Source organism: Autumnicola patrickiae (assembly GCF_031846525.1).
GTDB classification, from domain to species: domain Bacteria; phylum Bacteroidota; class Bacteroidia; order Flavobacteriales; family Flavobacteriaceae; genus Autumnicola; species Autumnicola patrickiae.
The window spans coordinates 1-14,696 of record NZ_JAVRHM010000018.1; the positions used below are offsets into that span (position 1 = coordinate 1).

Consider the following 14,696-nt stretch of genomic DNA (forward strand, 5'->3'; position numbering starts at 1 on the left):
GCCTTTTCCTGCAACGCCTCTTCTATGGGTTTATCATCTTTAGGGAGAGGAGTATAATAAAACACACTCTTGCTCATTTCCAAGACACGGCACGCCCTGCTGATACCGTAATGAGCAAGTTCTTTAGCTATGGTTCTCTTACGGCAAGGCCTTAAAGCTTTTTTTCGATGATCTCTTTAGCCATCTGATGATCCAGGGATAAAGTGGCATACATTTGCTTAAGTCGGCGATTTTCCTCTTCCAATTCTTTGAGGCGTTTAAGTTCTTTGCCGTTCATTCCGCTAAAACGCTCTCGCCATTTATAAAAAGCAGCGGTGCTTATGCCGTATTCACGACTGATCTCGGCAGCTGTTTTACCGTTATCGAATTCTTTAAGGATCTTTGAGATCTGCTGAGGGGAAAATTTACTTTTTTTCATACTGTTTAAAATTAAGAATTATTCTACTTTTAAACAGTCCGGTTTTAAGGGAAGCTTACAATTACTTCACTATTGGAGAGCTTGGATTTTCTATTCCTTCTTTTGATGCTGCAATCGGCTTCAAGAAGATGTCCTTGCCGGGCTTGTTCAAATTCTTGATGAAACTCATCAATAAAACAGAAAATTTCAGTAATTTTATCAGTAGAAATTATAAGCAGAAGATTAGTCAAATATTTGAATGTTAGATACTTAAATATACTTATTTTCTGCTTTTTCTTTGTTATTCAATCCCTCTTTTTTTACCTTTTCTTACATCGAACTCACGTTATACTATTAAAAAATTTGTCGTTTTAACCTTGCTTTTGATAATAAGGCGTTGATGAATTTACTTTTATCGCGAAGTAGAAATGTGGAAAGTAGTTATTTGTAAATCTAAAGACATCTTTAATACTTTGAGAAATTTTCCACCTTATATCATTAATTTTTAAACTACAGAGTCCTATCAATCGTCGCTTATAGGGTTTATAATCAAATAGAATCCGTAGAAAGTGCAAAAATTTGAACTATTGTCAAATCTACAACGGCTCCCCATAATTTTTATCCTTACTAGTATACAAGTTGTCCCGATTTTGGGACACAGGTTTAAAATTTTGATCCTTTTTTATTTCGTCAGCTTTTATCATCCAGTTTTGGGCACAGGCCTGCCAGTTCGTGATCGGATTTTTACCATTTAATTTCCAGCCAATGGATTCGTAAAAATTATAGAATTTTTTAGCCTCCATAGAACTTCTTCTTTCTTCTTTGAAATAGTCAATAACTACTTGTTCATTTTCTGGACTTGTTTGTTTAAAAGAGTTTATTATATGTTTACTCTTTTCTTTATTATAAGAGACCATTTTTTGCACAGGGGCCTGTTCAGAAACTGGATAAGTCTTGTTCGTTTTTTGATCAGTTACGGTGTCAAATCTGAACATTTCAATGAGGGAACCAATTTGCGGGTTATTCGAGGGGTGGTATTGAAGGTATCCCCACATTTTAAGATTCCGAAGTAGTTTGTGGTAGGTAGTCCTGGAACGTATCTTGGCCAGTGACATCACCTGTTTACTGTTAACCATAATAGTTTTGGGAAAACGTTTTTGATTCCATAGTTCAAAAAAAGCCAAATATAAGCTGCGATGTGAGGACGAGATTTTGTCGTCTTCGGAAAATTTCCGCAACACTCCGTTAAGGTGGCTGATGTAATTGACGGCACTCATTTTTGTGAGTTTTTAGATTGACATATTGCTTTCGCTTCCCTGTATATTTTCTGAAAATTCAATTCCAGGTCTTCTATAGAAAATTCATGCTTCGGAATCGGCAATTCCTTCGACCAGTTGGGTGTAGAAAATTTAACTTTTCAGTCTTTACCATCGGAAAAAGTCACAAACTCGCCCGGTTTTAAGCGGAAGAAAACATCGGCCCTGATCTTAGCTACTTCCCGTTCACTCTTGGTGGTGCGGGTATCGAAATCCAGGTTATCACTTTTGCTTACACTAATGCTTTTCCTCTTTACAATCTCGAAGAAACTTTCATAATATTTTGCTGTCTCAGGGTCATTGACCTTTCCGAAGAACTGATAGGACAGATTGCTAAGGATCGCTTTTCCCGCTTCTCTACCATAAAGGATATCATTTTGTATCTTATCCTGGATGACATAGACCGTAGCAATATTATAGCTTCGCAGCGTTGCCGGAATACGATGCATGTTCAGTAAGCGAATTGTGGAAGCCTCCTCCATAAGGATAAACGAACCAAGTCGATCATGCACACTCATTTGCTTGGTCATACTATGAATTATAGTAGCTACGATGGGGGAGTAAGCCGACTCAAATTTTGGGTTATTCACTACTGAAATCACTCCCGGATTTTCTGAATTATTGATATCCAACGGAATCTCATCTTCGGAAAGTACCATGAAGATCCGTTGCGTGCTTATTTTTTTAAAAGCATTGGAGAGGGTACTTTTTACCGAAGCTGTCTGCCGTTCCGAATCCACTCCATTAATAAAAGCGTTGGCCATGGCCTGGGAGGTGAGGTTAGAATTTAAAAAGTCCACTAATTCATAGGTCGTTAATTGCTGGAATAATGCGATGAGATGGGGAAGGGTACAGTAGCTGGAATGATCTGTTTTAAGTTTCCAGATGAGTCCTCCGATGATCCCTTCCGCAGCATCATTAAAAAACTTGGAACTCCCGGAAGAGACACTTTCCTTTTTTTCTAATAAATTTTCCAGCAGTACCCTGGAAATCTCATTCACGCTTTCTTCATCCTGCATATAGCGAGGTGCAATGGGATTTACCTTATTATAAATAGTATCAAAGGAAATTATATAAAAAGGCATTTTACTTTCTTTGAATAGGGGTAGGCAATTTTGGAAAGTTCAAAATTTTTATAGTCATGGATAATTCCGCAGAAGGTTTGTTTACTAAAATGCCTGAGAAATGGGGCAACAACACTTTCGGTCTTTCCACTACCCGCAGCACCAATGATGGAAACACCACGGCGGATATCCTTCAATTTAATCGATCCCGAAGATAGCGGCATTCTAAAAGCGTATTGTTGGGTTAACCTCTCTTTATCAATCTTAAGTAACCATTCATTAAGTAGCACATTGATCAGGATCAATGGGATAAATAGGCGAATGGAAAGCAGCACGAACAAGTCAAAATTAAACCGGGAAGGAAAACTTAGAACAAACAGCAGGAATAGAAAAGCAAAGTTGATGATAAAACCCCATGAAGTATTTTTCAAGGAAAAGTAAAACAATCCTCCAACCGCTACATTAAAAAAAATGATAAAATAGATATTTGACAGCATGATAGATAAATTTAATAGCCGATAGAACTAGCTTTTATTCCGGCTTCGATGATTTTTTTTAGTTGTTTGTAAGCGAACCCCACTTTACTTTGGGGCAGGTGTAATACGGGCAATTGCAGTCCCGTTTGTCGGATCATCTTAAAAGCGATCTTTTTTTCGTTGATCCCAAGGTTCCTTAAGGATAAAATATATTGTTTAGGATCCTTGCTCAGCATTTTCCTGGCGGTATAGCTTTCCACATAATTCCGGTTGTACTGGAACATCTTGTCAAAAGCTTTTTCGGAGTTTTGAAAAAATCGGTCCCGCTCAAACCCTCGCTTCACCATTTTCCCATGCATTTCCACTTCCGAAGATTTGTATTTACTACCAGGTGAAAGACTGTAGGTATTAGAAGCATCTTTCCTGCTTACAATGATATGGATATGGCTTTGCAGTCCTTCTTTTCTCATTCCCGGTTCCACCACATTTCCACGAATTTTATAAGGAGCATCCCTGACCAGTTTTTGAATATCATTTTCAATTTGCCGGATATTTCCGGGGATCTCCCCACGTTCCACCTTCCGAAGTTCATTTTTCAAGTGGGCAATCTCCTTGATGTAGGGTTTATTTTCTCGGATAACAACATCATTGCTTTTATAGGTTCGCTCATGTTCAATTTTGGCGAAATATTTAATGTCATCTACATTGATGGGCCTGCCGTTAATCTCCCGGTTAAAAGAGCCTGCATATTCCTTCATAGCTTCACGTACAAAAGCCCGCAGTTTTTCAGGATTATTATGAATATGTTTTAATTCATATTGGCTCGGGCTAATGGTAATAGAATAATATTTAGGTTCTTTAAGTTTTAATTTGGCTGTGTTCCCATCTATTTCTTTAATCACCTCATACGGGCGTATTTTATCCTCATACTGATTAAAAAAATATTCCTTTTCCATCAGACTTTTTCCCTGGTTTTCCTTTTCCAGGTAGCTCACAAAATCCCCTGCACTCTGTGAAAAAGCACCGCCTAATTTCTGAGGAGAGATGGTGATATACATTTAAGAGGTGCGTTTTAAGGCTATTTTAAATTGTTCAAATTCTGTTCGGGGGATGTTTAACTTTAGATAATCCGCGCCAAAGGTGTTGCCTTTTATTTCCACATTTCGTAGCAAGTACTCCAGGTCCTTTTTTGTCGCTTTTAATAGGTCCTCAAGTCGGGTGATTTCTAGTTCCAGTTGCTCTCGACTTTTTTCATTAGGAGTAATAACCTTTTCCTTTTTGATAGCTTCCAATTTAGGAACTGAACGTCCTTCCATAAGTAATTCCAACATGAGTAAACCTGGTTTGGTCTGGGTCTTCTCAATGTTTTTAAGGATGGCTATCACGGCATCGATTCTTTTTTTGATTAGCTGTTCCAGGCTCACTTTTGAAGGCACTAAAGTTTCAAAAGGAGAGAGGTTATTTTTCTCAAAGAAGTCCAGGATCAGGTCTAAAGTTTCGGACTGATTACTATTGTTTTTTTTAGAAAACTCCCGAAACCTGTTTGCCGTACTTGCTTTTACTTGAAGTCTTGATTTTGTCTTCATGGCTACTGTTTTAAATAATACTGGCTACAACCCCTTTGATTTTACAGGCATTTCCAGAGGGGCATATCCACCAGGGTGTATATTTTTCTAGTCTCAGTAATTCATAAAATACATGAAATCAGCGTTTTATGCATTAAAGAAATCGAATGACATCGCTCTGCGTGTCACCCTCTTGCTATTCGATTTCGTCCCGCAGGCGGGACAAATTTTCATACAAGTTGGTTTGCACCAACTGCATTTATTTAAGAGAATCAAAAAATCCCCTTGATATTCTCAATCTGTAAATTATTCAGCAAAAGTCAAATCAGTAGAAATCCTATTATTTTATCAATCAGAAAATCACCACTTTAAGTTACTATTTATAGCAATTCAATTAAAGTGAATTATTCATTTAATCTGATGCCAATTAGCTTCATTTGCTATCAAAACATCCATTATTTTAAAAATGGAAAATTTTGAACGGCAGATTTTTCATTTTAGATGCTAAGAACCCGTCTATAATTTCCACCGTGGACTTGAAAAAATCCTATTCAATTTTTGCGCAACTTAACCCACTCACTGAACTTTTATTAAATGATTTACTTATTATATCCAGAGCATTTTCCCTTTTTTGTTTTTTTTAATATCAGAATAGATCAATATTTTAGGATTTGGAATTGATTCTACCTTTTCCTTCCGGATTTACTTCCTATAGAGCCGTCACATTACCTTTTTTTGATGCTTTTGTTTTACAACATCCTGGATTGGTAAAGCGTATAAAAAGGGTAGGCGGAGCCGGAACGGCTTTATGCCGCTGTCCAAGAAAGGATGTTGTTTTTTTGCGGTTTAAAAAAGGGATGGCTCTGAGACGGAAGAATCCGTAGGTTTTGGGAAATACTACTATTTTTCTCCCGAAAGAAAAGTTATGGTTTGAAGTTCAATCTGGCGGACTTCATCGAAAAATTCGACTGGAATGAAGCGTTCCGATTTTTCATCGGGTTAGCGTAATGAAGTCGGAATTTTCTCGATGGTGTCCAAGACCTTTGTAGAGAAGCGCTTTTCCCGGAATGAAGCTTTTGCGTAATGTAGCGGGAATGTGCTGAACGGGTATTTAGTATGTGTAGGTTATGGAAGGCATTAATTTTAATTGTGCATAAGTATCCTCATAACTTCTTTCGTGAATTTTTGATAACATAGGGGATCATTTCAGGGCGTTCCTTAATTCCTGCTCTTTCTAAATCAGCATATCCCAAATGTTTCATTTGTGATGCAAATAAAATAGCATCCTTTAAATAGGAACGTAAGATTTTCGGTTTAGATTTTTGAACAAGTTCTTTAAAACCCATTATATCGAGATCAAGAACAATTCGATTATCAATTATTTTTCAGTTTTCATTCATCTTTTTGAATTCTGACTAACGTATTATAATTTGAATCTTAAGCTGTTTCAAAACCTATATTCTTATTAGTCAAACTAACTATTATATAGTTATTCCGATCGTTTTAGCTCCTTTAGTTTTTCCTGCAGTTCCGTAAAATGCTCTAAAAGAGACTTTTTTTTTCAATTATAGATATCCGTTGGAAGAAATTTCATTGTTAATCAGATTAAAAGTTGCTAAGGGAAAATTTTCCCTCAGTGAATACAAAGATTCAACAGGAATAAAATCATGTTACCAGCTCTATTTTTTTCCGTAGCTGTCTACATTGTTCTTTTTTTGTAGTTTTAAAGGCAAAAGGCAGCCCTACCCCTCTGAAATATTTATTAACCAATAACAATAATAATTTATGATTTTGAAAAAAGAAGTCCTGGTAATCACAACAGATAATCCATCAGAGGGGAAAATTGTTAAACATCTTCGGCCTGTTACAGCTCACGTTGTGGCAGGAACAAACCTATTTAGTGATTTCTTTGCGGGTATGTCCGACATTTTTGGTGGTCGTTCTGGGAGCTATAAGAAGCAGCTTTCCTCGATTTATGATGAAGCCATTGAAAGAGTGAAGCAAGAAGCTAAGCGCATGGGTGCTAACGGAGTCGTAGGCCTGAAGATTGATATTGATGAAATATCGGGGCAAGGTAAATCCATGTTTATGATAACAGCTATTGGTACTGCTGTTGTAATAAAGGAAACAAAAGATAAAATAGAACCTTTTCAGTCATCAAATGGATCTTCAAAGGAATTAAACCGAGTCGACAACGAAAACATTCAACGCTTAAGTCGATTCAAAATTTTAAAAGAGAAGGCAGACCATGGCCAACTAAAATATGATTCTGAAGTATGGGAGTTTCTTATTCAATATAGAATAAAAGACTTTTTTCCGTTCATATTGAGGAAGCTAGGGGAAATTCTAGATAATCCTAGTCACCACACGACAGAATCATTAGAGTACTTTAGAGAAAATACGACTATCTACATAAAAGCTTTAGATATTGATGATCAAATAGATCTTATCTACAGTGCCTTAAGAAATAAAGAAATCACTCCTAAGGTCGATTTCTACCTACGGAGTATAATAAAAGAGGAGCTTCTTTTAAATTTTGACCGAGTGAAAATCATGCTTCAGGACGATGATCTCGAAGTAAAGAAAAGAGGAATGAATGTCGGCACTTACGATCGCCCATACTACTCAAATGAGGATGCTAGAAACTACAAGGAATTGATTCAGCTGATACAGAGTGCTTTTCCTAAAAGAGGTTCTCTAACAACTAAGAAGCAGCTTTTATCCTCTAAAGATAAGGAAGCTTGGGAATGTGAATGCGGAAAAGTTAACGACATGGATATAACTTATTGTACCCGCTGTTCACTTAATATTTACGGCTTCGATGACAGAGAGCCAAAGCCAGAAAAGTCAATAGCTATAATTGAAAATAAAATATCGTTACTTACTGAGTCTTTAGAGGCGCAACAGCGTGAACAATCAAAAGTCTAGGCAGCTTCAAATAGGTAGATACAGGTACACATATATCGGAAGTATGCCTTAAAAAATGGGCATTAGCGAGGCGACCTTTTATAACTGGAGATTATAAACCAAAAATCTGCAATTGTTTCTTTTACAAGTAGATAATTACTTGAATATTCTTACCTTTATACAAGACGATACAAATGTTATCAAAATTCTGGTTCACAAATCGTCAACATAGAAAAAAATTATCAGTATTTATAGGCTATTTGAGACATCGGTGAATCCTGCCGGGGTCACTTTTAAATTGCAAATCCGCAGTGGAAGCTGCGGATTTTTTTTATCCTATTTCTAAATTATATAAACCGGGAGTTTATGTGCATCGAATTATCTATCATTTGAAATAAAGTTTTTTCTAGAAGTGTATCCCTTTACTTGTAGACAAATTTTCTTTAGCAATATTGGGTAATAATTTTAAACCCTAATTAATCTATTATCTAACTTCCGTCTAAGCATCAATTGCGTGCGTCGTTGTTATAATTCGGAGTATTCCTCTAAATTTCATAAAGTTTTAAATAAAAAACCGGTCGAATTTAAATCGACCGGTTTTTACTTTTTCAAGACAATATCTGACATTAGATATTTCTATTTTTATTCTTGTCTTTATCAAGTCTGTCCCTCTCTGTGGTATTGGCTGTTCTGTCTTTATCATTTCTGTGGATGTTTTTATCGACATCAACTTTGGTTTCTTTGACAGTATCTTCAATAACCTCTTCCTTTTTATTTACATCTTTTTCAAGGGATACCTCTTCAACTACACGAGCTTCCTTATTTACAACCGGAACCTCTTTAGTTTCTGTTTCTGTTATGGTTTTTCCCTGTTTACCTTTAAGATCTGCGCTGTCTGCTGGTCTGTCTACAGGATTTCGTTTAACCTTAACATCCTCTTCCTTAAGCTTGATACGTTCCTCTACGGGACGTTCTACTATACGGCTGGATACTTTTGCGCCTCCGGTTTGAACCTCTTTCTTGCCAACTTCAACATCCTCTTCAATAACATCTACTTTTTCGTCCCGGTGGTTTAAATTATCACGTGTATGTCCAGCTTCAGGATTATAGAATTTTTCTTCATCAAAAGCATCGTCGCTGTAGAAAGTTTCTCTGTCGTACGTATCGGCGGTTGCTGTTGTTCCTCCTGTACTATAGGCGTTGCGGATAGCAACCTCGTCTTCCTGGGTCATAGTGTCTGTATTTCTGTATTGTGGAACTGTAGACAGATGATTCTGGTTAACGTTTGGAACCATTATTCTTTCCTTGGAAGTATTAAGCTGTGCCCGACCAATTGGAATTAGCACATTTCGATCATCACTATAAACTTCTCCGTTTTTAAGGTTGGTGATGATGTATCTTACTTTATGAGCTTGTTCGTCAAAAAGCATGTCTTTTACTTTTCCAACTTTCTTTCCTGCGGAATCATAAATTGTCCAGTTATTAATATTCGGTTGGTCATCTGCTATTTTGTAATCACTTTTATTGAGTTCCTTTAAATGGTTTATTCTTCTCTTATTCATGACTTTTTAGTTTTAAAATTAATAATTCAATTCTTGGTTTATAAAAACCAGTGTGTTTAAGCTTTAGCACTGTAGTCGCCGTATTTTGCTACCGAAGCATCCTCTAATGAGGTTGTTGTGGTAGTGTCTATTCGGTTTTCCATATCATCCATGTCGTCTACCTCATCACTATCTGTGCTTTCGACAATTATCCAAATTATTACAATGGCGGCTAGAATTCCTAAAAGCCATTTCCACCAGTCATTATTCTTCTTTTTTTCTACATCTAAGTCTGCCATAATTTTTGATTTTGATTAGTTAATATTTAAAGCATTCGTGTTAATTGATTATTCATCTTTTTTTGGTTCTTTTCCGCTGCGTTCAATGTTAATCACTTCTCGTCTAAGCTTCTCTGAACTTCTAAAAGTTTTTTCTTTACGTTTTTTTGTTACCCAAACCTCCTCTTCAAGGATCGTTTGTTTTACATATTGCTCGCGGTATACTGAATAAATTGTCGTGTCTCCTTTTGTTCTTACAGCTTCACCAGGCTTATCCACAATCTGTCCAATCTTCTTTACATCTACTTCGACTTCTTCTTCAAAACCTGTCAAATTTTGAGGAATATCTTCTTCTACTATTTTTTTGGTGAGCTTTACTTCTCCGGTTTTTACTTTCATTTTATCTACAGAAAGTTTCTCCTCTACCACAGAAATTTTGTCCTTTTCAGGATTCTCCTTTTTATTCACGTTTTTTAAATTTTTCTCTTTCATATTTATAGTAGGTTTCTTCCAAAACTTTTAGGCTCCTTCTTGAATAGCATGTAATATGCTCATTATCTTTGGCTTACTTCTATTATCAAGTTACGTTTTAGATACATGACCCACAAAGTATTTAACCATAATTGACAAACAATTAGCACTAAAAATGGGATTTGGTTAAAAAAACAGGAGGAAAAAGAGAAATTTTTAATTTTAATTAAGGAGGGATTTTTGTGTCTGAACTTCACCTTCTGATTATAAGGTTATCTTCTTTTTCCATCACGAGAAGGAGATTAAAAGAAGGGGAAGCTTCCAAAGCTCATAAGAATGATAGATATTTCATTTTTGGACCTTTACTTTAAATTTTCAGCTTCAAAATTTCTTAGGAGAATTATACTTATATTAGAAGCATTAATTCAGAGAATAAACATTTTAAAATCAATATGAAAAGAATTATTTCCCTGCTGATAATCGCTTTATTACTTCCATTTCAAAATTTATTTGCACAGGAACAAATTCCGCATTTACAGAAGGTGGGAAATAGACATCAGCTGGTTGTAAATGGAGAACCATTCTTAATGTTGGGAGGGGAATTGGGTAATTCTACTGCTACCACTATGGAATCTATGGAAGCTGTTTGGCCAAGGCTGAAAGCATTAAATCTTAATACTGTTTTGCTACCGGTTTATTGGGAATTATTCGAACCAGAAGAGGATAAATTTAATTATCAGTTAGTGCAGGATTTGATAAGTGAAGCAAGAAAACACGATTTTAAATTAGTATTTCTTTGGTTTGGGGCCTGGAAAAATAGTATGTCCAGTCATGCACCGGCTTGGGTGAAATTGAATCAGGAGCGGTTTCCGCGTGCAAAAAGTGATGTTGGGGAAAGCCAGGAAATCCTCACGCCATTTGCTGAAGAGACTTTAGAAGTAGAAATTAATGCATATAAGCATCTGCTTCGGCATATCAAAAAATTCGATGCCAATCATCAGACCGTAGTTTTAATGCAGCCGGAAAATGAAATAGGAATGCTACCTTCTGCAAGAGATCATAGTCGACTGGCAAACCAGAAATTTAATGAAGAAGTACCTGAAGATTTTATTCAATACCTTAAAGAAAATAGAAATAATTTAAATCCTGAATTTCGTGAAATATGGCAGAATAATGGATTTAAAACGTCGGGAACCTGGGCAGAAGTTTTTGGTGAAGGCTTACACACAGATGAAATTTTTATGGCTTATTATTTTGCGCAGTACACTAACAAAATTTCTGCTGCAGGGAAAGATGAATATGGATTGCCAACATTTGTAAACGCGGCACTTAATCGACCCGATGTTAAACCTGGAGACTATCCTAGTGCGGGTCCTTTGCCGCACATTCTTGACGTGTGGAGAGCAGCTTCTCCGGATATTGATTTCTATTCGCCAGACTTTTATAATCCGCGGTTTAAACATTGGAGCGATTTGTATGTAAGGCAGGATAATCCCCTGTTCGTGCCGGAGCATACATTTGATAACAGCGTTGCAGCCAAAGCATTATACGCGATTGGTAATTATGAGGCACTGGGTTTTTCTCCTTTTGCAATTGAGCAAATTCCCGGTACATCTTTTACTCCAAAGGAAGAGAAGTTAGCTGAAGTTTATAATATTGTACATCAAATTAAACCGCTGTTAAATAAATATAGAGGGCAGAATAAAATAGAAGGGGTATTATTAGATAAAGAAGTAAATGAAGCAAAATTTGTACTGGGAGACTATGAATTTACAGCCGAACATACCTTTAATTTAGGTTGGGAACCCGATGCAGCTTCCGAAGAATGGGAGCCAGCCGGAGCTTTAATTATTCAGACAGGGGAAAATGAATTTTACTTTGCAGGTTTTGGTGTTTCACTAAAAATGAGGAATTTAAATGAAGGTGAGGGTAACGTAGGTATCTTAAAAACCGAGTTAGGCTCTTTTAAAGACGGCGAGTGGAAGGTTTTCCAACATTTAAATGGCGACCAAACGCATCAGGGCAGGCATATACGCTCTTTTGTGGAAGATGTGTCTATCCAGAAGTTCACTTTATACAATTACAAATAATTTTTCAAACTGCATTGGAGGAATTCTTGTCTATGTGAGATGAGGAATTAAGGCATTTTTTTAACTCCGAAGCGTTCCCTATTTTGGCAAATATCGATATTTCTTCTGCGGAAGCATAAAAAATAAAGCTTCCGGTTTTCCAAATAAACTTTTAGGAAAAATTTCTACCTGAAGAGTTCTTCAGAAAATAAAATTATGAGCTACATGACAACATGGAACAACCCGCTTTTTCAGAAGCCCAGTCTGGTCTTTTCCTGAAGAATTCATCGTGATTTTTAGAGTATGGATCCTTCAGTGCTGTTCTTAATTTTTCAAAAAGACCAGATTTTCCATCTTCCAGTTCTTCGATAGCCTGGTGTAACAGGTAATTCCGAAGCACAAAACGCGGATTTGCTTTTTCCATTTTCCCCAGTGACTCTTTCTCTGATATAGAATTCTGTTCCAACCTGTCCTGATATTTCTTAATTAATTCAAGAAAAGATGCCTTTTCTTTTCCCTTCGGAATTTCATAAAAACTCTCTTCAAAATAATTCAGAATAGATTCTTCATTAGAAAGATCTTTAGGAAGGTTAGTGAGTAGCTGGTAAAAAATAGTCATATCTGGATTAATAGTGGAAAGAATTTTTTCAAATTGAGCAACTAACGCCTGATCTTCTTTTTCCACCTTATCAAGTCCCAGTTTATTTGCCATCATCTCATAATATTTCCCCCAGAAGGTCTCTTCATAGACATGCATGGCATCTTCAAGCTCATCAGATTTGTCGAAAAGAGGAAGGAGCGCGTTTCCTAATTTGCCAATGTTCCAGTATCCAACCGAAGGCTGATTGCCAAAGGCATAGCGGCGGCCGGGTAGATCTGTAGTATTGGGCGTAAAGCCGGGGTTGTAATCATCCATAAAGGAAAAAGGTCCATAATCTATGGTCTGCCCCAGAATAGACATATTATCAGTGTTCATTACCCCGTGCACAAATCCTACTCTTTGCCATTCTACCATAAGACTGGCTGTTCTTTCTATAACTTCTTTGTACCAGCGAATAATTTTGTTTTCTCCCGAGATGTGAGGGTAAAACTTATCAATGGTCCAATTCACCAGCTTTTGAAGGTTATTAATTTCATGCCTGGCAGCTAAAATCTCGTAATTTCCAAACCGCAGGAAAGTTGAAGATGTACGCATAACTATCGCTCCGGGTTCATATTCCGGATTGCCGTTATAGAACATATCCCTCAGGATTTCTTCTCCGGAAGAAACAAGGCTTAAAGCTCTGGTCGTGGGCACCCCCAGGTGATGCATTGCTTCGCTCATAAGATATTCCCTAACCGAAGATCGTAAGACCGCCCTGCCATCTGCTCTTCTTGAATAAGGTGTAGGTCCGGCTCCTTTAAGCTGAAGTTCCCAGGTTTTTCCTTTATTCTCCCATTCTCCCAATGTAATTGCCCTTCCATCTCCCAATTGTCCGGCCCAGTTCCCAAACTGGTGTCCGGCATAACAAGCTGCATAGGGAAGCATTGATTCTGTTATTTTATTTCCGGCAAGGATTTCAACGTCTTCTTTATCTGGTTTTAAAATTCCTAAATCCTGAGCAAGATCTTCTGTCCAGGCCAATAGTTTAGGCTCAGGTACAGGGGTAGGGATAGCTTTGCTATAAAGAACACCAGGAGTTTGCCGGGGAGAGAGATCACCGCTTTGGTCTCCTTTAAAATTTGCTACAAATTCGTTTTTATAATTCTTCTTAGTCAGGCTTTGCATAATTTTTCCTTTAAAGATAGTTCGGGGAAATTTCCTTTAGAATAAAATAACATCTTTTATAATTTACCTAAAATATCTTGGTATAGCACGCCATACACAACATAATTTGTCTTAGATGTTAGTTCATTTAAAACAATTATTAATCCTTTTAATTTTAATCTTCGTTAAAAAAAAGTTTTCGATATTTAAAATCAGTATTTGCAATTTATTGTATATCAATATTGTAAAGGAATTCATGCTGCTTTTTGTTACCTTTCTTTTAAGGTTTCAAGTTAAACCTGACTAAAAAATATTTAAGATAAGAGCTTAAAGAATATATTTATCATATTAACCAATAAATCTATTATCATGGCTTCATACTTAAATAAAAATGAAATTAAAACTTCGCTGCGGGTTCTTATAAAGCAGTATCTGCAAGAATGCAGGAACAGTAGTAAATTATCTCAGGATTTTATAAAACTTTTAGAACACAATTTCCTGGCGAAATATGTGATCTATAATAAATCTGAAAGAAATATCGAGATTGGTATAGAAGATAGAAATGAAAATTCTGAGACAGCTTATCCTAAGATTAAGGTTTACAAGTACAAGCTTGACGATGCCGAAGAAAAAATTATAAGCTCCTGCGGAGTTCAGGATTCAGATTTTGAATTCTACGGAAGACTTTTGAACAGGAATGATTTTGAAAGAAATTCTGAAGTTGTATTAATGCATTAACACCTATTTTGTACACTTTTCAAAAGCGGCTTTTTAAAAAGGGCCGCTTTTTTATTTCAGTGATATTTATAAATAAGGTAACATTAAAGATTTAATAATAAGGCTATTTGTAAAAAGCGAATGTCCT

The 14,696-nt window shown here is 36.4% G+C and carries 13 protein-coding genes and 2 pseudogenes; 3 read left to right on the forward strand and 12 right to left on the reverse strand.

Going from position 1 to position 14,696, the window contains the following annotated elements:
- From RM549_RS14480 to RM549_RS14505, 8 genes and pseudogenes are all read right to left on the reverse strand, one after another.
- Nucleotides 1-418, reverse strand: a pseudogene (locus tag RM549_RS14480) (transposase); the annotation flags it as partial.
- 59 nt (nt 419-477) lie between these two features.
- A pseudogene (locus tag RM549_RS19540) lies at nt 478-630 on the reverse strand (IS982 family transposase); the annotation flags it as partial.
- A gap of 363 nt (nt 631-993) precedes the next feature.
- Nucleotides 994-1,674: a hypothetical protein gene (locus tag RM549_RS14485; RefSeq protein WP_311686079.1), complete on the reverse strand. Its 681-nt coding sequence runs from the start codon at nt 1,672-1,674 to the stop codon at nt 994-996.
- 140 nt (nt 1,675-1,814) lie between these two features.
- The gene (locus tag RM549_RS19580) at nt 1,815-2,798 is read right to left on the reverse strand and encodes a type IV secretory system conjugative DNA transfer family protein (protein WP_489752690.1); all 984 of its coding nucleotides are present in this window, start codon (nt 2,796-2,798) and stop codon (nt 1,815-1,817) included.
- Entirely contained in the window at nt 2,783-3,274 is a 492-nt protein-coding gene (locus RM549_RS19585; protein ID WP_489752691.1) for a hypothetical protein, read from the reverse strand. The genes RM549_RS19580 and RM549_RS19585 overlap by 16 nt, the downstream gene beginning before the upstream one ends.
- An 11-nt stretch (nt 3,275-3,285) precedes the next feature.
- The gene (gene mobB / locus RM549_RS14495) at nt 3,286-4,311 is read right to left on the reverse strand and encodes a MobB family relaxase (protein ID WP_311686081.1); all 1,026 of its coding nucleotides are present in this window, start codon (nt 4,309-4,311) and stop codon (nt 3,286-3,288) included.
- Entirely contained in the window at nt 4,312-4,839 is a 528-nt protein-coding gene (locus tag RM549_RS14500) for a BfmA/BtgA family mobilization protein (protein WP_311686083.1), read from the reverse strand. It lies immediately after the preceding gene.
- A 1,142-nt stretch (nt 4,840-5,981) separates the two neighbouring features.
- Nucleotides 5,982-6,164 carry a hypothetical protein gene (locus RM549_RS14505; protein ID WP_311686085.1) on the reverse strand — a complete coding sequence of 61 codons (183 nt, stop codon included), beginning with the start codon at nt 6,162-6,164 and terminating at the stop codon, nt 5,982-5,984.
- 445 nt (nt 6,165-6,609) lie between these two features.
- Here RM549_RS14505 and RM549_RS14510 point away from each other — a divergent pair, with 445 nt between their 5' ends.
- Nucleotides 6,610-7,746, forward strand: coding sequence for a YbjQ family protein (locus RM549_RS14510; protein ID WP_311686086.1), 1,137 nt, complete (start codon nt 6,610-6,612; stop codon nt 7,744-7,746).
- A 605-nt stretch (nt 7,747-8,351) separates the two neighbouring features.
- On the opposite strand, the gene RM549_RS14515 is transcribed toward RM549_RS14510, so the two are convergent.
- From RM549_RS14515 to RM549_RS14525, 3 genes are read right to left on the reverse strand one after another with little or no spacing between them, the layout of a single operon-like run.
- Entirely contained in the window at nt 8,352-9,287 is a 936-nt protein-coding gene (locus RM549_RS14515) for a DUF2382 domain-containing protein (RefSeq protein ID WP_311686088.1), read from the reverse strand.
- A gap of 56 nt (nt 9,288-9,343) precedes the next feature.
- On the reverse strand, nt 9,344-9,565 hold the full coding sequence (locus RM549_RS14520) for a hypothetical protein (RefSeq protein WP_311686090.1): 222 nt from the start codon (nt 9,563-9,565) through the stop codon (nt 9,344-9,346).
- A gap of 48 nt (nt 9,566-9,613) precedes the next feature.
- Nucleotides 9,614-10,036 (reverse strand): DUF2382 domain-containing protein, encoded by a 423-nt coding sequence (locus RM549_RS14525; protein WP_311686092.1) that lies wholly within the window; start codon nt 10,034-10,036, stop codon nt 9,614-9,616.
- Nucleotides 10,037-10,467: 431 nt separating this feature from the next.
- Here RM549_RS14525 and RM549_RS14530 point away from each other — a divergent pair, with 431 nt between their 5' ends.
- Nucleotides 10,468-12,105 carry a GH35 family beta-galactosidase gene (locus RM549_RS14530; RefSeq protein ID WP_311686094.1) on the forward strand — a complete coding sequence of 546 codons (1,638 nt, stop codon included), beginning with the start codon at nt 10,468-10,470 and terminating at the stop codon, nt 12,103-12,105.
- Nucleotides 12,106-12,298: 193 nt separating this feature from the next.
- Here the strand turns inward: RM549_RS14530 and RM549_RS14535 are convergent, their stop codons facing one another.
- On the reverse strand, nt 12,299-13,852 hold the full coding sequence (locus RM549_RS14535) for a protein adenylyltransferase SelO (protein ID WP_311686096.1): 1,554 nt from the start codon (nt 13,850-13,852) through the stop codon (nt 12,299-12,301).
- A 348-nt stretch (nt 13,853-14,200) separates the two neighbouring features.
- Between RM549_RS14535 and RM549_RS14540 the strand changes: the two genes are divergently transcribed.
- A complete protein-coding gene (locus RM549_RS14540) occupies nt 14,201-14,569 on the forward strand; it encodes a hypothetical protein (protein ID WP_311686098.1) in 369 nt (122 codons plus the stop codon).
- Nucleotides 14,570-14,696 lie beyond the last annotated feature (127 nt).

Coding starts and splice junctions, on each gene's coding strand:
- RM549_RS14540 (WP_311686098.1), top strand. CDS start 14,201: ATGGCTTCATACTTAAATAAAAATGAAATTAAAACTTCGCTGCGGGTT.
- RM549_RS14505 (WP_311686085.1), bottom strand. CDS start 6,164: ATGGGTTTTAAAGAACTTGTTCAAAAATCTAAACCGAAAATCTTACGT.
- RM549_RS19585 (WP_489752691.1), bottom strand. CDS start 3,274: ATGCTGTCAAATATCTATTTTATCATTTTTTTTAATGTAGCGGTTGGA.
- RM549_RS14535 (WP_311686096.1), bottom strand. CDS start 13,852: ATGCAAAGCCTGACTAAGAAGAATTATAAAAACGAATTTGTAGCAAAT.
- mobB (WP_311686081.1), bottom strand. CDS start 4,311: ATGTATATCACCATCTCTCCTCAGAAATTAGGCGGTGCTTTTTCACAG.
- RM549_RS14515 (WP_311686088.1), bottom strand. CDS start 9,287: ATGAATAAGAGAAGAATAAACCATTTAAAGGAACTCAATAAAAGTGAT.
- RM549_RS14520 (WP_311686090.1), bottom strand. CDS start 9,565: ATGGCAGACTTAGATGTAGAAAAAAAGAAGAATAATGACTGGTGGAAA.
- RM549_RS14525 (WP_311686092.1), bottom strand. CDS start 10,036: ATGAAAGAGAAAAATTTAAAAAACGTGAATAAAAAGGAGAATCCTGAA.
- RM549_RS14530 (WP_311686094.1), top strand. CDS start 10,468: ATGAAAAGAATTATTTCCCTGCTGATAATCGCTTTATTACTTCCATTT.
- RM549_RS19580 (WP_489752690.1), bottom strand. CDS start 2,798: ATGCCTTTTTATATAATTTCCTTTGATACTATTTATAATAAGGTAAAT.
- RM549_RS14485 (WP_311686079.1), bottom strand. CDS start 1,674: ATGAGTGCCGTCAATTACATCAGCCACCTTAACGGAGTGTTGCGGAAA.
- RM549_RS14500 (WP_311686083.1), bottom strand. CDS start 4,839: ATGAAGACAAAATCAAGACTTCAAGTAAAAGCAAGTACGGCAAACAGG.